Genomic DNA, 19,112 nt, shown 5'->3' with positions numbered 1-19,112 from the left:
TCGAGGCCCGGGCGGACCCGAGGAGCGCGCATGACCACGGAGCAGTCCGAACCGATGACGCCCCAGGCGGCGATGACCCTCGCGGCGATCGCCGCGACCGCCGCCACGACCCGGCCGTCGGGGGAGCAGGTGGCGCAGCAGTGCAACCGGGCCTTCCTGGGCATCAACCAGTTGCTGCCCGACTCCTCCCTCGCCACCGGGGGCACCTGGATCCTCAACTGGATCGCGATGAGCCCGGCCAACGCCAACCTGGCCTACCTGGCGCAGAACCGCGACGGCTCCAACCAGTTCGCCGTGGTCCTGCGCGGCACCGTCGGCACGGTGACCGACCTCCTGGAGGACCTGGACGTCGGCACGGTGGTCCCGTTCGGCTTCGCGGGCTCGCCGACCGACCCGGCCTCCGCCTCCAAGGGCGCGATGACGGCCTTCAGCCAGGTCCTCACCATGGACTCGGTCGGCGTAACCCTCACGCAGGCCCTCACCGGCGCCCTCGCCAAGGCGCCCGCCAACCCCACCGTCTACGTGATCGGGCACAGCCTGGGCGGCTGCCTCGCCACCATGGTCGGCGCCTACCTCCAGGCGCAGTCCTGGCCGGGGGACCCGCGGTTCGGCCTCTACACCTTCGCCGCCCCCAGCGCCGGCAACGCGGCCTTCGCGAACCACCTCACCGACGAACTGTCCTGGGTCGTCAACCAGCGCTACGTCAACAGCTGGGACATCGTGCCGCTGGCCTGGACCAGCCTCGACGACGCCAAGAAGTGGTACCCCGACGAGGGCCCGAAGGCGAACGAGGACGTCCGCGCCGTCATCTCGGCGCTCGCCGGACTGCCCGGGCCCAACGTCTACGCCCAGCCGGGCCCCGCCGTCCCGCTGAACCCGCACTACGTGACGCACGACCCCGCCCTGGTCAAGGAGTCCCTGCAGGACTTCCTGGGCCAGGTCGCCTACCAGCACGCCAACGACACCTACCTGGGCCTGCTCGGCGCCCCCGTCGTGCCCTCCGGGCCGGTGGTCACCGGCGTCAGCCCCGACACCGGCGGCAGCGGCACCCAGGTCACCGTCACCGGCAAGGGCTTCAACCCGGGCCAGGGCGTGGCCCTGGACTTCGGCACGGTCGCCTGCCCCCGGATCGCGGTCAGCAGCGACGGCACCACGATCACCACGTACCCGCCCGCCGGGGTCGGCGTGGTGCCCGTCCGGGTCACCACCTTCCTCGGTACCTCGCCTGCCGTCCCCACCGCGCAGTTCGCCTACGAGGGGACCGCCCCGGTTCGGGTCACCGCCATCAGCGAGGACCACGGCCGGACCGGCACCCCCGTCACCGTCACGGGCGTTAACTTCGGAGCCGACGCCAAGGTCTTCTTCGGCGACGACCAGGCCGTCGGGCAGGTGACCCCGCCGGACACCATCGCGGCCACCGCGCCCGCCCCGACCAAGGGCGTCGGCAAGCCCAGGACCGTCGACATCACCGTGCTCTCGAACGGCTGGTCCTCCCCGGCGGGCCCCGCCGACGAGTTCACCTACGAGGAGCCGGAGGGCCCGCGGAGGGGGTGACGCCGGCGCCGGGATCCCCGGCGGCCGTGGGAGCGCCGGTCGAGCCGGACCGGTCCTGAGCCGACGGGGAACGGGATCCCGGCCAAGATTCCCGAACCCGTATCCCGCCCGCCGCCCGCGGGCTAGAGTCATCCCCGGGCGGCGCGAGCCCGGGTCGTAGCGACCCGTCGGCGGCGCACCCACGGGGGGCCCGGCACATCCCGCAGTAATCGCTTCGCAGGCACACCGTTCCGTTCCGGCCGGCACGCCTGCCGACTCAAGGGAGAACGCCATGTCAGACACCACCGCGTCCCGCACCGAGGCCCTCGACCTTCAGGACCTCGACCTCAGCGACCTGACCGTCACCGCGCTGCGCGACACCGTCGCCCTGCCCGAGAACGGCGCCTCGTGGGGCTCCTGCTCCTGCCAGGCCTCGTCCTCCTGTGCGCAGCCGCAGGACTCGATCGCGCCGATCGTCTGACGATCGCCACTCGGGCCCGGCCCTGGGCCGAGCCTCCCGGCCAGGCCTTCCGAGGCCGACGCCACCGCACCAGGACGGGCCCGGCGCGTCCACCCGACGCGCCGGGCCCGTCCCGCCCGGCCCTCGCCCGGGCCCGCGCCGCTGGACCTGCCCCGACCGTCCCGCGAGATGCGCCCCGCCTCGGGCGGAGGGGGATCCCCGGCCAACGACCTCAGGGCCCTGCGGCGGCTGTACGAGGCCGGTCACCGCTGACCGCACCCACGGTTTCGAGCGCACCTGGGGTGACTCGGCCTCAGTCCGCGAGCCCCAGCGGGTCGGGGGCGTCGGCGAGGAGTTCGGGGCCGTTGTTGCGGACGCTGTTGACGGTGGTGGGGACGGCGCGGACGCGCAGGTCGCCGTCGGCGGGGCGGCGCAGGAGGTGGTGGAGTTCGGCGCGGTCGGTGTGGGCGGGGGAGAGCCAGGTGGCGACGTCGTCGGGGGCGATGGTGAGGGGCATCCGGTCGTGGACGCGGCCGGCGGAGTCGGTGGCGTCGGTGGTGATGACGGTGGCGGTGGCGAGCCAGGCGAGCGGGTCGTCCTCGGAGAGGGTGCGGTCGCGCCAGAACTCGTACAGGCCGGCCATCAGCATCACGCCGCCGGTGCTGAGGAAGTACGGCTGCTTGTACTTCTTGTGGCCGGCGCCGGCCGGGACCTCGCGCCACTCGAAGTAGCCGTCGGCGGGGATCACGCAGCGGCGGGCGGTGAAGGCCTTGCGGAAGGCGGGTTTGGTGTCGACGGTCTCCGAGCGGGCGTTGATCATGCGGGCGCCGCCGGACGGGTCCTTGGACCAGGACGGGACCAGGCCCCAGCGCAGCGGCCGGAGTTGGCGCAGGATCTCGCCGGTGTCCCGGTCGACGCGTTCGAGGACGGCCGGGACGGGGTCGGTCGGCGCGACGTTCCAGCTCGGCGCGAAGGTTTCGGCCGGGTCCCATCGGAGCTCTCCGAGCAGTGAGACGAGGTCCTGGGGCGTGGTGGTGGAGACGAAGCGGCCGCACATGGCCCCAAGCCTCCCATGCCGCACGGCCGAAGGTGCGGCCGACGCCGTTCAGCGGGGCGCCCGCGCCCCCGGGGTGTGGCCGAAGGCGCGGCGGAACACGTCGATGAAGGCGCTGGCCGAGGCCCAGCCGCAGCGGTGGGCCACGGCGGTGACCGGCAGGCCCTCGGCGAGCAGTACCAGGGCGTGGTGCAGGCGCAGTTGGGTGCGCCACTGGGGGAAGGTCAGGCCGAGGTCGGCGCGGAACAGCCGGGAGAGGGTGCGGTCGCTGGCGCCGACGGCGCGGCCGAGTTCGGCGAGGGTGCGGCCGTCGGCCGGGTCGGCCTCCAGCAGCGCGCACAGCGCCCGCAGCAGGGGCGTGGCGGGGGTGGGCAGGTGGAGCGGGCTCTGCGGGGACGCGCGCAGCCGGTCGAGCAGGACGGCGCGCAGCCGGGAGCGTTCGGGGCTGTCCTGTCCGGGGGTGCGGGTGTAGGCGACGATCAGTTCGCGCAGCAGGGGTTCGACGGCGAGGACGGTCGGGCGGTCGAGGCCGAGCGGGTTGTCGGCGGCGGGCAGGCCGACCAGGTGGAGTTCGAGTTCGCCGTGGGCCTGGTGGGCGTGGACGGTGCCGGCCGGGATCCACAGGGCGCGGTTGCCGGGGGCGACCCACGATCCGGCGTCGGTGGTGATGCTCAGCACGCCGCGGGCGGCGTAGGCGATCTGGTGGTCGTCGTGCCGGTGGGCGTCGATCTCGCCGCCTGAGGGCAGCAGTTGGGCCCTGGTCGGGGCGACGGGGTCGTGGCGGATGTCCGGCATCGCCTGGCAGGTTATCGGAAGTCCGACACGGGGTGTGGCCCCGAGCATGGGCGGCATGCCGAAGCGAACCTCCGACCGCGGGTCGATCCTGCTGCTCTCCGTCGGGCACTCCTGTGTGGACGTCTACCAGGGCGCGGTGGCGGCCCTGGTGCCCTTCTTTGCGGCCGAACGCCACTACGGCTACGCCGCCGTGTCGGGGGTGGTGCTGGCGGCCTCGCTGCTCTCCTCGGTGGCGCAGCCGCTGTTCGGGGCGCTCACCGACCGCCGGCCGCTGCCCTGGCTGCTGCCGGTGAGCACCCTGCTGGGCGGTGCGGGCATCGCGCTCAGCGGGGTGAGCGGCTCGTACGGGCTGACGCTGGCGTTCGTGGCGCTGTCCGGGGTGGGGGTGGCGGCCTACCACCCGGAGTCCGCCCGGGTGGCCCGACTGGCGGCGCAGCGGTCGCGGGACGGGCAGGGCGGTCCCGGTCCCGGTCCGGGTGTCCATCGGGGGATGGCCTGGTTCTCGCTGGGCGGCAACCTGGGCTTCGCCGCCGCCCCGCTGCTGGTCGCCGCCGTGGTCGGGACGGGCGGACTGCGGCTGACCCCGCTGCTGGCCCTGCCCGCGCTCGCGGGCGCCGCGCTCTGCCTGCCGGTGCTGCGCGAGCTGGAGCGGCGCCGGGCGGCCGGGGTGGTGCGGGCGCCGGGGCCGGTCGCCGACGACCGGGCCGCCTTCCTGCGGCTGTCACTGGCGGTGGTCTGCCGCTCGGTGGCCTTCGTCGGGCTGAGCACCTTCCTCCCGCTGTTCACCGCCCAGCGCCTGGGCGGTGGTCCGGCGGCGGGCACCGCGGCGCTGGTGGTGCTGTACGCGGGCGGCGCGGTGGGCTCGGTGCTGGGCGGCGCGCTGGCGGACCGCTGGGGGCGGGTCGCGGCGGCCCGTCGGTCGTACCTGGTGGCGGCGGTCGCGGTGGCCGGGGTGCTGCTGGTGCCGGGCCCGGTGCTGTACCTGTTCGTGGCGCTGACCTCGGCGGGGCTGTACGTGCCGTTCTCCCTCCAGGTCACCCTGGGGCAGGACTACCTGCCGTCGCGGGTCGGCACGGCGAGCGGGATCACCCTCGGGCTGACGGTGAGCGTCGGCGGCCTGGCGAGCCCGGCGATCGGCGCTCTCGCGGACGCCACCTCGCTGCGTGCGGGGCTGCTGCCGCTCGTGCTGATGCCGGTGCTGAGCTGGGCGCTGTTCCGCACGCTGCCGGAGCCGGTGGTGCCGGAGGTGCCGGAGGTGCGGGACACCGACGCCGATGCCGAGGCAGGCGGCCCGGCGCCGGTCAGCCGGTGACCGCCGCGACCACCTCCGCGTAGGCGTCGAACAGCCGGGGCGCGCCCGGCGCCGGGTCGGCGAGCAGCAGGGCCCAGCAGCGGGCGACCAGTGCGCGGGCCTCGGTGCCGGGCCAGGGCTGCGGCAGCAGCTCCGGGGGCAGCAGCGGGTCGGGCTCGCAGGCCTCCGTGAAGACGGCCGCCAACTCGACGGCCACGGTGAGCAGTTCGGTCTCCGACAGGCCGCCCGCGGTGAGCCGGTCGAGCTGTTCGGCGGCGAACGCGGCCAGGCGGCGGTGTCCCTCGGCGAGCTCGTCCAGCGGCCACCAGCGACGGGCGAGTTCCCGGGGCTCCGCGGTGTCGCCGCTGTGCGGGTCGCGGGTGCTGAGCAGGGTGAGGTTGCCGAGGACGCCCAGGGCGCCGGCCGCCTCCCGGACGTCCGGCTCCCAGGGGTGCGGTGAGACGTAGAGCCCGTTCTGCACCGGGGCGCCGCCGAGCCGCAGCAGGGTCTCGCGCAGCCCGTCGCGGGCGGTGCGGTCGCGTTCGGGGACGGCGAATCCGGCCAGGTGCCAGACGCCGTCCCAGGGCGCCTCGCCGCGGTCCTGGGCGTACATCAGGGCGAGGTACCCGACATCCGGCTCGATCTCGCGGCGGGTCGCGGCGGTGGCGCGCAGCAGCGCCCGGCGGCCGCGGCCCTCCTGGACGAAGCGGCCGTCGGCGGTGAGGCGCTTGATGGTGAGCCGGACCTGCTGGTCGCTCATGCCGAGCCGGCCGGCCACGGCGTAGAGGTCGCCGCAGTCGACCGTGCCGTCGGCGCGGACCATCGCGTCCACCAGTACCCGGGTCGGGATCTCCTGCATGACGGTCATCCTAGTGCGTTCATATCTGCTACGGTCGTTTTCAGAACGATCGATTGAAGGGTGAGCGATATGCGGGTGTTCGGTAGGCGCCGATGGCTCTGGGGCTCCCTGCTGTCCGTGGCCGTGCTGCTCGTCGGCGCGGGCGGCTGGGTGGTCCACCAGAACGAGTACGACCTCCAGGAGGAGCGCGTCACCGTCACCGGCGGCAGGCAGCCGCTCCAGGGCGTGCTGGCCAGGCCGACCGGCGGCCGCGGACCGTACGGACTGGTGGTCTTCGTCCACGGCGACGGACCCGTCGACGCCACCCACGACACCTTCTACCGGCCGCTCTGGGAGGCCATGGCGAAGGCCGGGTACGCGACGCTCTCCTGGGACAAGCCCGGCGTCGACGGTGCCCCCGGCAACTGGCTCGACCAGAGCATGCAGGACCGCGCCGACGAGACCCTCGCCGCGATCCGCTGGGCGAAGACCCAGCCCGGCGTCGACCCGGACCGGATCGGCCTCTGGGGAGCCAGCCAGGCCGGCTGGGTGATGCCCAAGGCCGCCCGGCAGTCGCCGGACGTGAAGTTCGTGATCGCCGTCGGCCCCGCCGTCAACTGGCTCCGGCAGGGCCGCTACAACCTGCTCGCCGAACTCAGGGAGCGGCACGCCTCGCCCGAGGAGACCGCCGCCGCCGTCGCCCGCAGCGACCGCAACCTGGCCGCCCTGCGGGCCGCTTCGACCTTCGAGCAGTACCGGGCCGCCGGCGGCGACACCGAGGGGCTCACCCCGCAGCGGTGGGCGTTCGACAAGCGCAACCACCTCTCCGACGCCACCGAGGACCTCGCCGCCCTCCGGGTGCCGGTGCAGCTCGTCCTCGGCGGCCGGGACGTCAACGTCGACAGCGACGACACCGAGGCCGGCTACCGCCGCCTCGTCACCCCCGGCCTGCTCCGGGTGCTGCGGTTCCCGGACGCGACCCACAACCTCGTGCCCAAGGACGTCGAGGACTCCGAACTGCGCAGCACCTTCCTCGCCGTCGCCGCCCCGCGCTCGCTGTTCACCCCCGGCTACCTCGACGGCATGCGCGACTTCCTGACCTCGCTCGACCACGGAAGGGCCGACCCGTGATGAAGCCGCCCGCCCTCGGCGGCGCCGGAGCGATGGGCCGGGTCGCCGCCCGGGTCGCGGCCGCCCTGCCCGGCGTCACGAACTGGTGGTCGCCGGCCGGACTCCGGGACCTGGCGCGCGCCTGCCCGGGGGTGGAGGTGGTCGAGGAGTCGCAGGGCGGCTAACGGGGCTCCGTCGCCGTCCACGGGCGCAGCTTCTCCGGGTTGCGGACCGCCCAGATGCGGGCTATCCGGCCGTCCGCCAGGTCGAACGCCGCCACCGTCGCGGTGACGCCGCCGTGCTGGGCGACCAGGCCCGGGCGGCCGTTGACGGTCCGTTCGAGGAGCGCCAGCCCGGGGGCCCGGTCGGCCATGTGGACCAGGTACCGGGCGATCCGCTCGCCGCCCACCACCGGGCGCAGGGCCGCGCCGGCCACGCCGCCGCCATCGGCCGTCATCGTGGCGCCGGGGGCGAGCAGGCCGACCAGGGCCGCGATGTCCCGGGCCTCCCAGGCCTCCCTGAACTGCCGCACCAGGCCGGCCTGCGCGCCCCTCGGCACCGCCGGGGCCCGCGCGGCCCTGACCCGGCGGCGGGCGGAGCTGGCCAGCTGCCGGCAGGCCGCCGGGGTGCGGCCGACGATCTCGGCGACCTCGGGGAACGGGTAGCGGAACACGTCGTGCAGGACGAACGCCACCCGCTCGGCCGGGGTCATCGCCTCCAGGACGACCAGGAGCGCCATGTCCACCGACTCGTCCAGGGTGACCCAGTCCGCGGGATCGGCCGGTCCGGCGCTGCCGCCGCCCGGCCCGCCGGCCCACTCGCCGCGGTCGGGCAGCGGTTCGGGGATCCACTCGCCGACGTAGCGCTCCCGCCGGGCCCGGGCCGAGCCGAGCAGGTCCAGGCAGACCCGGGTGGCCACCGTGGTCAGCCAGGCGCCCGGCGAGACGACGGCCTCCCGCTGCCGCCGCGACAGCCCGTACCAGCGGGCGTACGTCTCCTGCACCGCGTCCTCGGCCTCGGCCAGCGAACCGAGCAGCCGGTAGGCGAGGTTGATCAGCTGCCGCCGCTCGCCGACGATCACGCTCAGTTCCGCTTCGGTGGTCATGGTCGGTGCCGCTCCCTGGTCCTGTTCGTCCGTCACCCCGCCGGCCGGCCGGTCCACCGCGGTGCGGGTTCCGGCCCGGGACGGAACCGCGCCTCACACTTCGCCGGCCTGTGTCGTCGGATCAGCGGACACTACCGACCAACCGCCGCGAGGCAGAAGAGGGGACCGCATCATGGCCATGCAGACCACGGCAGGACAGCCGGTGGAAGCGTCGTCGAAGGCGGTGGTGGAACAGCGCACCCGCGCCTACCTGCGGGGCGCCGTCGCGCTCCAGACCGCCGCGATCTTCTTCCAGGCGGCCACGGCCGGCCTGCTGCTCTCCACCTCCTACGGCGAGACGCTGCACAGCGTCGGCGCCCGGGTGATGTACGGGGCGTCGATGCTGTACCTGCTCGCCGCCGTCCTGGCCTGGCGGCCGGGCGGCGGTTCGCCCCGCCCGATCCTGTACGCCACCGGGTTCCTGGTGCTCGCCTCGGCCCAGGTCGTCCTGGGCGTGGCCCACGTTCCCGCGGTCCACGTCCCGCTGGGCGTGCTGGTCTTCGGCCTGAGCCTGGCGGTGCTGGTGCGGATGCCGGCCGCCCGCCTCGTTCGGCGGACGGCCGGCACCCCGGAGCGGTGAGGTCTCTCAGGAGCCCAGGGCCCAGCTCTGGCCGGCGGCCGGGCGGGTGGTGACGGGCGTTCCGGCGGTGCCGGCGCCGGCGTCCAGGGCCAGGCCGGTGGCGACGTTGGTGATCGTGACGCCGCCGGCCGGGTCCTGGGTCAGCCGCCACTCCTGCCAGGGGTTTCCGGGCGACAGGTCGAGCAGGTAGGCGCTGTCGCCGGCCGAGGCCCCGGCGGAGAGCACGGTGTGCCGGTGCGGGCCGGTGGCGCAGTCGTCGCTGATCCGGACGGTGCCGTCGGGGTTGGAGGTGAAGGTCCACCGCTGTGCCGGGTCACCGCCGCGCCGCGGCTCCAGGTCGGTGGTCGAGCCCAGCGGCGCGGTGCACGAGCCGAGCAGCGACAGCGCGAGGCCGCCGCTGGTCAGCGTGTGGTACCCGCCGTCGTCGACCACGCCCGACGAGCCGCCCGCCGACTCGGGGGTGAGCCGGTACAGGGCCGCGCCGTGCGCCGGGAGGGCGGCGCCGAGCGGGCCGGTGACGGTCGAACCCGCGCCCGTCCACAGCTCCTTGGCCCGGTAGGCGGAGCCGCCGAGGCCGAGTTCGGCGAGGCTGGTGGCGACGGTGCGGCCGGCCGAAGGGTCCTGGTTGACCAGCAGCACGGCGGTGTCGCCGTTGGCGAGCTGCCGCTTCAGCACGAGCGGCGCGCGGCCGTCGGCCGGCTGGGCGCCGACCAGGGTGGCGGGCCGGGCCAGGCTGTCCTGGTCGACGGCGATCACCTCGCGGTTCTTCAGGATCGCCAGGCTCGCGTCGCTGATCCCGGTGGACCAGGTGTAGCCGTCCGCGCTGTGCCGGGACTGCGCGGCGGTGCGCAGGTCGGCGCCGGAGATCAGCGGCGCGGCGAGCATCGCGAGGATCGAGGTCTCCGTTCGCGACTCGTCGTCGGTGAAGGGCTTGTGGCAGGGGCAGGTGTCGGTGGTGCCCCACAGGCCGTACGGGTCCTGCCACCCGGTGAACATCATGTCGAGGTCGTTCCAGCTGCCCGGGCGGACGTTGCCCGGGTACTCCAGCGCGGTGCGCAACTGCCCGTTCCAGAGCACCCCGTCGAGCTCGCTGCTCCGGTCGCCGCCGATCCGGCACAGGTGGGCGACCTGGCCGCACCAGATGCCGGTGGGCGCGTAGCCGGGGGCGTGGAACGGGGCCGTGCCGGCGGCCTGGACCACCGGGTCGGTACGGGCCGGGTCGTCGGCGGCGAGGAGGTACGGGACGCCGGTGTGGACGGGCTGGGCGGAGACGCTGAGGGTGACCTTCGGCCTGCCCTGGGCGGCCGAGGCGGCGTCCAGGGCGCGCTGGAAGGTCCGCACCCGGGTGTAGACGGAGCGGGTCAGCTCCTTGCCCTCGCCCTGGGTCCCGTAGTCGTGGCCGTCCGGGCCGGTGATCGCCGGGCCGTACGGGCAGTCGTCGTACTTGACGAAGTCGACGCCCCAGGAGACGAAGTCGGCCGCGTCGGTGGACTCGTGGCCGAGGCTGCCCGGGTGCATCTGGCAGGTGAGGTAGGTGTCGGTGGCGTAGAGGCCGAACTTCACGCCCTTGCTGTGCGCGTAGCGGGCGAGGTACTCGACGCCGTTGACGGTGCGCCCGTCGACGACCCGCGCGGGGAAGTGGTCGGGGCGCGGGACCAGGTGGCCGGAGGTGGGGTCGTTGCCGGTGCCGTCGGTGCCGCTGACCGGGTTCCCGGCGTCGTCGTACAGCTGTAGGCCGCCGTCGGCGTTGCGGACCAGGTCGGTGGTCTGGCCGTCGCGGTGCCACAGCGACCAGCCGTCGTCGACGGTGACGGTGTCGTAGCCGGCCGCCACCAGCCCGTTGGCGGCCATGAAGTCGATGGTCTGGACGACCTGCTCCTGGGTGACCTCGGTGCCGAGGGAGTTCCAGGAGTTCCAACCCATCGGCGGGGTCAGGGCGTTGCCGTTGCCGAGCGCGGCGGCGGGGGCGGCCGTACCGAGACCGACGGCTCCCAGGCCGGCGGTGGCGAGGACGAGGGCGAGCAGGGAGGCCGCGAGACGGCGGCGGGGTCGGCGCATGTGCGCACTCCTGAGGATGTGGGGGACGTGGTGGTGCGTCAGGATGGTCTCCGGGGAGAGAACGCGGCCGGCCGGGTGGGGCCGGCCGGCCGCGGGTGGGGCGGTGTGGGGGTCAGTCGGTGACGGCGGCGGTCGCGGAGCGGCCGGGGGCCAGGGTCACGGTGGTGCAGGTGTAGGCCACGCCGTCGACGGTGGTGGTGCGGACCTCGCGCTGTTCGCCGTCGACGGTGAGGCCGGCGTGCCGCCCGGGGAAGCGGGCCTCCCAGGTGAGCGGCTCGGTGCCGGTGTTGGTGACGGTGCTGCGCCGCGCGCCGTCGTGGCGGACGGTCACCGTGCCGCCGCCCACCGGGATGCCCGCGACCTGGAGCCAGCCCATCGCTGCGGGCAGCTGCGGGGTGGTGGCGAGTGCGCGGCCGGCGGCGTCCGGGGTGACGCCGAGCAGGCCCTGGACGGTCTGGGCGAGCAGGGTGAACGGGACCTCGGGGTAGTCGCCGTTCAGCATCGCGCCGCTGACGTGCGGCTCGCCGACGCTCTCGTAGACGTGCCGCATCCACTTCCAGGCGGTGCCGCCGTCGTGGTTGGCGAAGAAGGCGTCCGGCAGGTAGGTGTAGGCCTCCAGGTTGGCCGAGCGCTCCGGGCCGGAGTCGGCGGCGTCGATGGCGGCGAGGTGGGCGTCCCGGCGCGGGCCCGGGTCGAGCAGCTGCTTGACGGGCATCAGCACGCTGGCCTCGTAGCCCCAGCCGGTGATCGGCCTGCCGGTGGTGTCGTAGCCGTGCACGACCTCACCGGGCTGCGAACCGTCCACGCTCCAGGTGGAGTTGACGTACGAACGGAGGGCCTCGGCGGCCTTCCGGTAGTCGGCGGCGGAGGCCGCGTCGCCCCGGGCGTCGGCCAGTGTCGCGGCGGCGAGGTAGGCCTGGTACTGGGCGCCGACCGCGTCGCCGGCCTCGGCGTAGGTGCGGGTGGCGTTCTCGGCGTAGCTGGCGGTGCCCGCGAAGATGCTGCGGCTGGTGGCCTGGGGGATCGGCACCCCGCCGTTGTCGACGGGGCCGGGGTGGCCGGCGATGAACGGGCCGAGGGTGTTGCGGACGTAGCGGCCCAGGCCCGGGTCCTCGGCGTAGTCCCGGTCGCCGGTCCAGCGGAACGCCTCGCCGGCCTGCTGGACGAGTTCGAACGGCGCGGGCAGCTCGCGGACGAAGCGGTCGGGGCCGCGGTAGTCGATGGCGGCGTAGCTCCGGGCGTCGAGGTTCAGCGCCCAGACCGGGTAGAGCCGGTTGGCCTCGGTGGCGGAGGCGGCGAAGCCGCGCAGCATGGTCTTGTTCTCGGCGTCCAGGCCGAGCAGGTGGGCGCCGACCAGTTGGTGGGCGAAGTCGCGGCTGTAGAAGGCGGAGCGGAACGGGTAGCCGGCCCAGTAGGTGGCGTCGTAGGTGGTGGTGCCGGTGCCGCCGGGGTGGTTCTCGTCCTGGTCGAGCACACCGGTGGCGCCCGCCTGCTGCACCCAGCTGTTGGCCTTGGCCTTCGCCCAGTCGAAGAGGGCGACCACCTCGGGGTCGGAGGAGCTGACCACCGGGTCGTTGGGGGCCGCCGGGGCGACGGCGGCGTCGTCCACGTTGACCCAACCCGTGGGGGAGGAGCCGATGGTGAGGGTCAGCCGGTCACCGGGGGCGACCTCGACCCGGGGGAGGGTGTACTTCGCGTAGAGGGGCTGTTCGGGCAGCGGGAGGGAGCGCACCACGGTGCCGTTGACGCTCACCGAGAGGCTGCCGCCGGCGCCGCCCGTCGCGATCCAGGCGGACAGGTCGTAGGAGCCCGCGGAGACGGCGGTCACCTGCTGGCTCACCGCGTGGCCGGGGCCGGCGTCGAGGTAGGCGAGGCGGCTGCCGCCGTGCGGGTTGTTGGTGGCGGTGCCGGTGTGCGCGGTGAAGGTCCAGCCGGCGGATCCCTGTTCGAGGCCGGAGCCCTGCTCGAAGCCGGGGTCGGCGAGGACCAGCGGCTCGGTGCGGGTGAGCGTCCAGCGGTGGGCGGGGCGGTTGTCGCAGTGGTGGTTCACCGGCGCAGGGTCGGCGGTGAGGCAGCCGCCGGTGCCGCGGACGGTGAGGGTGTAGGTGCCCTGGGGCGCGCGGGAGACGGTGAAGCGCTCGGCCTCGGGGGAGCTGCCGCAGTCGGCGGTGGCGGGGCGGCGGTCCGGGCCGTCGGGGGTGCCGAGGGTGAGGCAGCGGCCGCTGGCGGCGTTGACCAGGAGGTAGTCGCCGCCGGTGCGGCGCAGCTGCCAGCGCTGGCTGAGCAGCCGCCCGCAGGCCGCGCCGACCACCGGGGTGCCGGGGGCGGGCTGGGCGTACTGCGGGCCGAGGCAGCTGCCGTCCAGGGCGGAGCCGAGCCGGTAACTGCCGCCGTCGACGAGCGGTGCTCCGGCGGCGGCCGGGGCCGGGGCGGCGCCGAGCGCCTGGGCGGCGAGGACGGCCAGCAGGGCGAGACCGGTGGGTAAGGCGCGGTGGCGGGGCGGCATGGCGGAGCTACCTCCGGTCGTGAGGGGGCGAGGGCGTTGGAACGTTCAAATCAGGACGGCTGGGAAGCCAGGGTTATGATGCATCGCATGTGATGGGTGACATTTCACATGGTGGGTTCGGTCACGTCAACGGGACGCGCGGTGTCGGCTTCCGGGAGAGGGTCGGGAGAAGGGGTGAAGGTCCCTGCCCCACGGGGGTGGGCAGGGACCTTCACATACGGGGGCGGGGTGCGGGGTTCAGCCCTTCAGGGTGGCGAGCGTCTCGTCCAGGCCCGGCGCGCCGGGGCGGGGCCGGTTGAACGGGAGCCTGGAGAGCATCGAGCCCATGGCGCAGGTGTTGGTGAGCGCGGAGAACGCCAGCCCGCCGCCGACGGCCGCGGCGACCCAGCGGGCGCCCGGCAGGGCGAGGTCGATCAGCACACCGGCCAGCACCAGCGATCCGGCCACCATGCGGACCTGGCGGTCCAGCGCCCACACCCGGCGCGCACCGGCCGCCCGGTCCAGCGGCCGGCCGGCGCTCGCCCAGGCGTTGGTGCCGCCGATGAGGGTGAGGGTCGGCACGCCGGCGTCCGCCAGCTGTCGGCAGGCGTTCTCGGCGCGCGGCCCGGCGGCGCAGACCACGGCGATCTCGCCCTGTCCGGCGGCCTCGCGCAGGGTGGGCAGGGCGCGGTCGAGCTGGTCCAGCGGGACGTTCAGGGCGCCGGGGATGTGGCCCGCGGCGTACTCGCCCGGGGAGCGGACGTCGATGAGGGTGAGCTGCCCGAGGCGGGGCTGGAGCTGCTCGACGGTCAGCGTGGTCATGGCGTATGGGGTCCTCTCGGAAGGGGCGATCGGTGGGGGGTGGGGGACAGGGGTCGGGAATGCTCCGCGACCGGCTCGGCGCGGTGATCAGCTCAGCGTCGTGAACAGCATCAGCGCGGCGACGCCGAGCAGGGCGACGGCGAAGGCCTTCTGGAGGGTGCGCCCGCTGAGCTTGTCGGCCAGCCGCTTGCCGTCCCAGGCGCCGAGGATCGCGGCCCCGGTGAAGGGGGCGGCCACGGCCCAGTCGATCGCGCCGGTCGCCCCGAGGCGGGGCAGCAGGGCGGCGAGCGAGTTCGCGGTGATGACCAGCAGGCTGGTGCCGACCGCCTCGGCCATGGTGAAGGCGAGCACCGAGACCAGGGCCGGTACGGCGAGGAATCCGCCGCCGACGCCGAGCAGCCCGGTGACGGCGCCGAGCCCGGCGCCCGTCGCGGTGGAGCGGCCGGGACCTGCGGCGGAACGTTCCCGCGTCCCGGCCTTGGGCGGTACCAGCATCCGCCAGGCCGCGAGCGCCGCCAGCACGGCGAAGGCACCGGTCAGCAAGGCGCCCGGCAGACGGGCGGACAGCGCCCCGGCGGCCATGGCGGCGGGCAGTCCGGCGGCGGCGAACAGCGCGCCGGTGCGCCAGCGGACCCGGCCCGCCCGGGCATGGGCGAGCAGTCCGGTCAGCGAGGTCGCGGCGACGATCACCAGGCTGGCCGTGGTGGCCAGCGCCGGGCTGAAGTCCAGCAGGTAGACCAGGGCGGGAACGGCGAGCATGCTGCCGCCGCCGCCCAGCCCGCCCAGGGCGAGCCCGACCACCGCACCGGCGGCGAGTGCCAGCAACAGCGTGGTCATATCACGTGCCCGGCAGCGCCGGCGGTGGTGATGACCGGCAGCCCGGACAGCGCCCAGGCGTTCATGCCGCCGGTCACGTTCAGCACCTGGACGCCGCACCGGGCGAGCAGTTCCGCCGCGTGCTGGGAGCGGCTGCCGGAGCGGCAGATCGCGAGTACGGTCCGGTCGGCCGCCGCCGTCGGCAGCGGGACGCCGGCGACCAGTCCGATCAGCGGCTGGTGCAGCGCGCCGGGGGCGTGGCCGGCGGCGAACTCGGCGGCCTCGCGGACGTCGAGCAGGACGGCGGCGCCGGTGCGGGCGAGCTCGTGGGCCTCGGCGGGACTGGTCTCACCGGGCGTGTTCGGTCCGTGGGCGTTCGGACCGTGGGTGTGCGGCAGCAAGGGCATGGGGTGTCTCCAGTGGTGCAGCCCGGACCCGCAGTGGTCCGGCGAATCGGGGGCGGCGCGGGCGTCCGTGCGGGCCCGGTGGCCCGGAGCGGCGGCGTGGCCCGCGCGATCGGCGCGGTCGGCTCGGCCTCGGCCCCGCCCGTACCAGGAGCGGTGGCGGCGGCCGTCCCCCTCGATGCCCACCATAGTACCCCGGGGGGTATTATTGAAATCGTTCGGCATACCCCCACCCGTATCGGCCCGGAAGGCCGTATGCTCGCAAATATACCGAGGGGGGTATCAAGACGGCGCTGTGGCGCCCGTAGCCGCCCAGGAGGGTTCCCCGTGTACTTCGCCCAGTTCTACCTCGACTGCCTCTCCCAGGCCTCGTACCTGATCGCCGACGAGCGCACCGGTCGCGCCGTGGTGGTCGACCCGCGCCGTGACGTGGACGAGTACGTCGCCGACGCCGAGGCGCGCGGCCTGACCGTCGTCGGGGTCATCAACACCCACTTCCACGCCGACTTCCTGGCCGGCCACCTCGAACTGGCCGACCGCACCGGCGCCTGGATCGGGTACGGGCGGCGGGCGGAGACCGAGTACCCCATCCGCAAGCTGGCCGACGGCGAGCGGATCGAGCTCGGCGACGTCACCCTGCAGATCCTGGAGACCCCCGGGCACACCCCCGAGTCGATCAGCATCCTGGTCTTCGAGCAGCCCGACGACACCGTCCCGTACGGCGTGCTCACCGGCGACGCGCTGTTCATCGGCGACGTCGGCCGCCCCGACCTGCTCGCCTCGGCTGGCGTCACCGCCACCGAACTCGGCGCGATGCTCTACGACAGCGTCCACCGCAAGCTGATGGGCCTGCCCGACGAGACCCTGGTCTTCCCCGCCCACGGCGCCGGCTCGGCCTGCGGCAAGAACCTCTCCACCGAGAAGAGCTCCACCATCGGCGCGCAGCGCCTGACCAACTACGCCTGCCGGCCGATGGACCAGGACGAGTTCGTCCGCATCGTCACCGCCGGGCAGTCCGCCGCCCCCGCCTACTTCGGCCACGACGCCGACCTCAACCGCCGCGAGCGTGAGCTCTTCGACCGGGCGAACGCGGCCCGTCCGTTGTGCCCCGAGGGCTTCAAGCAGGCCCGCGCCGCGGGCGCCGTCGTCCTCGACGCCCGCAGTCCCGAGGACTTCGGCGCGGGGCACCTGCGCGGCGCCGTCAACGTCCCCCTCGACGGCCGCTTCGCCGAACAGGCCGGCACCGTCCTCACCCCCGACAGCACCATAGCGATCATCGCCCCGCAGGACCGCGAGGACGAGGTCGTCATCCGCCTCGCCCGCATCGGCTTCGACCACATCGCCGGCTACCTGCGCAACCCCGGCAACGCCCTGCCCGCCCTCGCCGACGACCTCACCCCCGCCAGCCGCCTCACCGCCGACCAACTCCGTAGCGCCCTCGCCGGCGGGCAGCCCCCCACCGTCCTGGACGTGCGCACCTGCGGCGAACGCGAAGCGGGCTCCGTCGAAGGATCCCTGCACATCGCCCTGGCCGAACTCCCCGCCCGCCTCGACGAGATCCCGACCGACCGCCCCCTGGTCGTCCACTGCGCCGGCGGCCACCGCTCCTCCATCGCCGCCAGCCTGCTGCGCCACCACGGCCACCCCGACGTCTCCGACCTCCTCGGCGGCTACGCGGCCTGGCACACCCTCACCCACCCCGCCCAGGGCTGAACCCCACCGCCCCGGCTCACCTCCGGATGGCCGCGGGAGTTCCTGAAGGTTGCCCCGCGGCCCTCAGGCCGCCACTCCCGGCGCGCCGTTCAGGGGGCGAGGTACCGCGACGGCCGGCGCGGTGGTCGTGACCCTCGGGGGCGGTCTGTGCAGCCCGGCGATGGCGCCTTCCAGGGTCAGCAGTCCGAGCGAGCCGCGGTAGTGCGCCCGCCCGATGTGACGGGCGCTGGGCTGCGCGCCGCCGGTCGAGTGTCGCGCTGGACGGGGACGTCGAAGCCGAGGCTGATCAGTCTTGCAGCCGGTCGGGGGTGGCTGCGGAACTGTAGACCGCTGGTCTCCTTCTCGAGGTGGCGCAGCACTTTGGTGGTCTGTTTCCAGCGGTGTTCCAGCGCGTCCCAGCTGGAGTCGAGGTGGTTGAGTTCGGCGATCTGTGTGGCGGTCAGTCGTGCCATGGCCGATCCGCTCCCGGGTGCCGGCCCCCGGCGCGCGGTCGCGGGCGAGGCCCCGGCCAGGGCGCGCGAGGCGGCCATGGCAGGTCCCCCGACGGGTGACGCCGGGCTGCTCACCGCGGTTCCACGATGAGCAGCCCGTCACGAGGGAGCGTCCGCCGGCCCGGTCACCGCTCGGCCGGGACCCCCGGTGGGGAGGCGCCGGCCGGGACCGCGAGTGAGCCGAGGAGCTGCGCGACCGGGTCGGCGCTGCCCGAGGCGCTCAGCTCCTGCACGAGCTCGCAGTTCCTGGCGACCCTGCTGGAGACCCAGTCGCGCAGCCACTCGGACAGCTGCGGGAGCGGCAGGTCGGACGGGGCCAGCCCGGTGAGCACGCACCCGGTCGCCGCCGCCCCGCCGACGTTGACGACCACGTCCGGCAGGACGGTGTGGCCGGCCTCGCGCAGCAACCGGCGGGCCGGTGCGGTGCAGCTCAGGTTTCCGCCCTCGACCACCAGGCGGGCCCGGACCGCCGGCACCGCCTCCTCGTCGATCGCGGAGGCGGACGCCGCCAGCACCAGCACGTCGGCGTCGACGTGTAGCCACGCCCGCCCGGCCCCGTGGGCCGTGACCCGGGCGGGCAGCCGGCTCCGGTCGATCGTGCCGTCGCTGCTGGTGAGCGCGGCGAGTTCGGCGACGGGCAGTCCGCGCTGGTCCTCGACGGTGCCCCGGACGTCGGCCACCGCCACCACCAGGTGGCCGTGGGCGGCGAGGTGGCCGGCCACCGCGCGCCCGACGGTGCCGAAGCCCTGGATCGCGACGCGCTGAGGGGTCCGCGCACCGGAGGCCCGCAGGGCACCGAGCACCGCGACGGCCACGCCGAAGCCGGTGATGTCGGCCATGTGGTCCCACAGTTCGGCCCAGCCGACGGTGAGGCGGGTGGTGCCGGGGCGGCGGGTGACGTCGTACCCGGCGGCCTCGAAGGCCAGCCGCCGGTCGGCGTAGGTGGTGCCCTGGTCACAGCCCAGGTACACCCCGCCGTGCAGCAGGGGGGCCGCGGCGCGGCCGAACCCCCGCATCACCGACTGCCGTTCGACGGCGGCATCCGGATCGGGGGCGATGCCGGCCTTGGCGCCGCCGATGGGCAGGCCGACCAGCGCCAGCTTGTGGGTCATCGCCCTGGCGAGCCCGGCCAGCTCCTGCTCGGTCACCGTCGGGGTCATCCTGGTGCCGCCCATGGCCAGGCCGTCGACCATGGAGTCGACGACGATCCAGCCGCGGGCCCGGCACTCCGGGAGGTTCAGGGTGGTGGAGAGCACGGGCCCGGTCGCCGGGCGCGCACCGTGCGGTGCGAGCGTCCGGCTCACCGCGCACCCTCCTCCGGGACGGACCGCAGGCGCAGGCTGCGGGGGCGCATGTCGGTCCACACGCGTTCGATGTGCGCGAGGCAGTCGTCCTTCGCGCCCCGTACGCCGGTCTCGTGCCAGCCCGCCGGCGTCTCGCGGTCGGCGGACCAGATCGAGTACTGCTCCTCGTCGTTGACGACGACCTTCCACTGCTCGGGTGCTTCGCTGGTCATGC

General features: G+C 74.9%; 19 protein-coding genes. 7 read left to right on the top strand and 12 right to left on the bottom strand.

The genetic code is table 11. The features are described from left to right. Window positions 1-30 precede the first annotated feature (30 nt). Window positions 31-1,554, top strand: a complete 1,524-nt coding sequence (locus ACZ7RU_RS27980; RefSeq protein ID WP_470343734.1) for a lipase family protein — start codon at window positions 31-33, stop codon at window positions 1,552-1,554. 271 nt (window positions 1,555-1,825) lie between these two features. Continuing rightward, the gene (locus ACZ7RU_RS27975; protein ID WP_387755892.1) at window positions 1,826-2,014 is read left to right on the top strand and encodes a thiazolylpeptide-type bacteriocin; all 189 of its coding nucleotides are present in this window, start codon (window positions 1,826-1,828) and stop codon (window positions 2,012-2,014) included. 292 nt (window positions 2,015-2,306) lie between these two features. Here ACZ7RU_RS27975 and ACZ7RU_RS27970 read toward each other — a convergent pair whose 3' ends face one another. Beyond that, window positions 2,307-3,050 carry an SOS response-associated peptidase gene (locus tag ACZ7RU_RS27970; protein WP_470343733.1) on the bottom strand — a complete coding sequence of 248 codons (744 nt, stop codon included), beginning with the start codon at window positions 3,048-3,050 and terminating at the stop codon, window positions 2,307-2,309. A gap of 48 nt (window positions 3,051-3,098) precedes the next feature. Continuing rightward, a complete protein-coding gene (locus tag ACZ7RU_RS27965) occupies window positions 3,099-3,842 on the bottom strand; it encodes an AraC family transcriptional regulator (RefSeq protein WP_470343732.1) in 744 nt (247 codons plus the stop codon). 55 nt (window positions 3,843-3,897) lie between these two features. On the opposite strand from ACZ7RU_RS27965, the gene ACZ7RU_RS27960 reads away from it, so the two are divergent. After that, window positions 3,898-5,154: an MFS transporter gene (locus tag ACZ7RU_RS27960; RefSeq protein WP_470343731.1), complete on the top strand. Its 1,257-nt coding sequence runs from the start codon at window positions 3,898-3,900 to the stop codon at window positions 5,152-5,154. Here the strand turns inward: ACZ7RU_RS27960 and ACZ7RU_RS27955 are convergent. Continuing rightward, on the bottom strand, window positions 5,144-5,992 hold the full coding sequence (locus ACZ7RU_RS27955) for a PaaX family transcriptional regulator C-terminal domain-containing protein (RefSeq protein WP_470343730.1): 849 nt from the start codon (window positions 5,990-5,992) through the stop codon (window positions 5,144-5,146). The genes ACZ7RU_RS27960 and ACZ7RU_RS27955 overlap by 11 nt on opposite strands. Before the next feature lie 69 nt (window positions 5,993-6,061). Here ACZ7RU_RS27955 and ACZ7RU_RS27950 point away from each other — a divergent pair, with 69 nt between their 5' ends. After that, window positions 6,062-7,102 carry an alpha/beta hydrolase family protein gene (locus ACZ7RU_RS27950; protein WP_470343729.1) on the top strand — a complete coding sequence of 347 codons (1,041 nt, stop codon included), beginning with the start codon at window positions 6,062-6,064 and terminating at the stop codon, window positions 7,100-7,102. Beyond that, window positions 7,099-7,266, top strand: a complete 168-nt coding sequence (locus tag ACZ7RU_RS27945) for a hypothetical protein (RefSeq protein ID WP_470343728.1) — start codon at window positions 7,099-7,101, stop codon at window positions 7,264-7,266. The genes ACZ7RU_RS27950 and ACZ7RU_RS27945 overlap by 4 nt, the downstream gene beginning before the upstream one ends. On the opposite strand, the gene sigJ is transcribed toward ACZ7RU_RS27945, so the two are convergent. Then, window positions 7,263-8,186 carry an RNA polymerase sigma factor SigJ gene (gene sigJ / locus ACZ7RU_RS27940; RefSeq protein WP_470343727.1) on the bottom strand — a complete coding sequence of 308 codons (924 nt, stop codon included), beginning with the start codon at window positions 8,184-8,186 and terminating at the stop codon, window positions 7,263-7,265. The genes ACZ7RU_RS27945 and sigJ overlap by 4 nt on opposite strands. A gap of 172 nt (window positions 8,187-8,358) precedes the next feature. Between sigJ and ACZ7RU_RS27935 the strand changes: the two genes are divergently transcribed. After that, on the top strand, window positions 8,359-8,805 hold the full coding sequence (locus tag ACZ7RU_RS27935) for a hypothetical protein (protein WP_470343726.1): 447 nt from the start codon (window positions 8,359-8,361) through the stop codon (window positions 8,803-8,805). A 6-nt stretch (window positions 8,806-8,811) separates the two neighbouring features. Here the strand turns inward: ACZ7RU_RS27935 and ACZ7RU_RS27930 are convergent, their stop codons facing one another. The 5 genes from ACZ7RU_RS27930 to ACZ7RU_RS27910 form a co-directional block, all read right to left on the bottom strand. Then, a complete protein-coding gene (locus ACZ7RU_RS27930; RefSeq protein ID WP_470343725.1) occupies window positions 8,812-10,863 on the bottom strand; it encodes an alpha-galactosidase in 2,052 nt (683 codons plus the stop codon). Window positions 10,864-10,975: 112 nt separating this feature from the next. Beyond that, window positions 10,976-13,369, bottom strand: coding sequence for an RICIN domain-containing protein (locus ACZ7RU_RS27925; protein ID WP_470343724.1), 2,394 nt, complete (start codon window positions 13,367-13,369; stop codon window positions 10,976-10,978). A 237-nt stretch (window positions 13,370-13,606) separates the two neighbouring features. After that, window positions 13,607-14,170, bottom strand: a complete 564-nt coding sequence (locus ACZ7RU_RS27920) for a rhodanese-like domain-containing protein (RefSeq protein ID WP_470343723.1) — start codon at window positions 14,168-14,170, stop codon at window positions 13,607-13,609. Between the two features lie 87 nt (window positions 14,171-14,257). Beyond that, entirely contained in the window at window positions 14,258-15,007 is a 750-nt protein-coding gene (locus tag ACZ7RU_RS27915) for a sulfite exporter TauE/SafE family protein (protein ID WP_470343722.1), read from the bottom strand. Next, window positions 15,004-15,393 (bottom strand): rhodanese-like domain-containing protein, encoded by a 390-nt coding sequence (locus tag ACZ7RU_RS27910; protein ID WP_470343721.1) that lies wholly within the window; start codon window positions 15,391-15,393, stop codon window positions 15,004-15,006. The genes ACZ7RU_RS27915 and ACZ7RU_RS27910 overlap by 4 nt, the downstream gene beginning before the upstream one ends. 324 nt (window positions 15,394-15,717) lie before the next feature. Between ACZ7RU_RS27910 and ACZ7RU_RS27905 the strand changes: the two genes are divergently transcribed. Beyond that, window positions 15,718-17,103 carry an MBL fold metallo-hydrolase gene (locus tag ACZ7RU_RS27905; protein ID WP_470343720.1) on the top strand — a complete coding sequence of 462 codons (1,386 nt, stop codon included), beginning with the start codon at window positions 15,718-15,720 and terminating at the stop codon, window positions 17,101-17,103. 176 nt (window positions 17,104-17,279) lie between these two features. Here ACZ7RU_RS27905 and ACZ7RU_RS27900 read toward each other — a convergent pair whose 3' ends face one another. From ACZ7RU_RS27900 to ACZ7RU_RS27890, 3 genes are all read right to left on the bottom strand, one after another. Continuing rightward, on the bottom strand, window positions 17,280-17,555 hold the full coding sequence (locus ACZ7RU_RS27900; RefSeq protein ID WP_470343719.1) for a hypothetical protein: 276 nt from the start codon (window positions 17,553-17,555) through the stop codon (window positions 17,280-17,282). A 164-nt stretch (window positions 17,556-17,719) separates the two neighbouring features. Further along, on the bottom strand, window positions 17,720-18,898 hold the full coding sequence (locus tag ACZ7RU_RS27895) for a Glu/Leu/Phe/Val dehydrogenase dimerization domain-containing protein (protein WP_470343718.1): 1,179 nt from the start codon (window positions 18,896-18,898) through the stop codon (window positions 17,720-17,722). Further along, on the bottom strand, window positions 18,895-19,110 hold the full coding sequence (locus tag ACZ7RU_RS27890) for an MbtH family protein (RefSeq protein WP_470343717.1): 216 nt from the start codon (window positions 19,108-19,110) through the stop codon (window positions 18,895-18,897). Before ACZ7RU_RS27890 ends, ACZ7RU_RS27895 begins: the two co-directional genes overlap by 4 nt. Window positions 19,111-19,112 lie beyond the last annotated feature (2 nt).

Source organism: Kitasatospora sp. NPDC114501 (assembly GCF_055633695.1).
Note: the sequence above shows the minus strand (reverse complement) of the source record. Positions and strands in the feature narration are given on the sequence as shown.

Excerpts from the sequence above, each read along its gene's own strand:
- ACZ7RU_RS27910 (WP_470343721.1), bottom strand. The coding sequence starts at position 15,393 with ATGCCCTTGCTGCCGCACACCCACGGTCCGAACGCCCACGGACCGAAC.
- ACZ7RU_RS27955 (WP_470343730.1), bottom strand. The coding sequence starts at position 5,992 with ATGCAGGAGATCCCGACCCGGGTACTGGTGGACGCGATGGTCCGCGCC.
- ACZ7RU_RS27900 (WP_470343719.1), bottom strand. The coding sequence starts at position 17,555 with ATGGCACGACTGACCGCCACACAGATCGCCGAACTCAACCACCTCGAC.
- ACZ7RU_RS27915 (WP_470343722.1), bottom strand. The coding sequence starts at position 15,007 with ATGACCACGCTGTTGCTGGCACTCGCCGCCGGTGCGGTGGTCGGGCTC.
- sigJ (WP_470343727.1), bottom strand. The coding sequence starts at position 8,186 with ATGACCACCGAAGCGGAACTGAGCGTGATCGTCGGCGAGCGGCGGCAG.
- ACZ7RU_RS27925 (WP_470343724.1), bottom strand. The coding sequence starts at position 13,369 with ATGCCGCCCCGCCACCGCGCCTTACCCACCGGTCTCGCCCTGCTGGCC.
- ACZ7RU_RS27930 (WP_470343725.1), bottom strand. The coding sequence starts at position 10,863 with ATGCGCCGACCCCGCCGCCGTCTCGCGGCCTCCCTGCTCGCCCTCGTC.
- ACZ7RU_RS27975 (WP_387755892.1), top strand. The coding sequence starts at position 1,826 with ATGTCAGACACCACCGCGTCCCGCACCGAGGCCCTCGACCTTCAGGAC.
- ACZ7RU_RS27980 (WP_470343734.1), top strand. The coding sequence starts at position 31 with ATGACCACGGAGCAGTCCGAACCGATGACGCCCCAGGCGGCGATGACC.
- ACZ7RU_RS27950 (WP_470343729.1), top strand. The coding sequence starts at position 6,062 with ATGCGGGTGTTCGGTAGGCGCCGATGGCTCTGGGGCTCCCTGCTGTCC.
- ACZ7RU_RS27935 (WP_470343726.1), top strand. The coding sequence starts at position 8,359 with ATGGCCATGCAGACCACGGCAGGACAGCCGGTGGAAGCGTCGTCGAAG.
- ACZ7RU_RS27920 (WP_470343723.1), bottom strand. The coding sequence starts at position 14,170 with ATGACCACGCTGACCGTCGAGCAGCTCCAGCCCCGCCTCGGGCAGCTC.
- ACZ7RU_RS27965 (WP_470343732.1), bottom strand. The coding sequence starts at position 3,842 with ATGCCGGACATCCGCCACGACCCCGTCGCCCCGACCAGGGCCCAACTG.
- ACZ7RU_RS27890 (WP_470343717.1), bottom strand. The coding sequence starts at position 19,110 with ATGACCAGCGAAGCACCCGAGCAGTGGAAGGTCGTCGTCAACGACGAG.
- ACZ7RU_RS27960 (WP_470343731.1), top strand. The coding sequence starts at position 3,898 with ATGCCGAAGCGAACCTCCGACCGCGGGTCGATCCTGCTGCTCTCCGTC.
- ACZ7RU_RS27970 (WP_470343733.1), bottom strand. The coding sequence starts at position 3,050 with ATGTGCGGCCGCTTCGTCTCCACCACCACGCCCCAGGACCTCGTCTCA.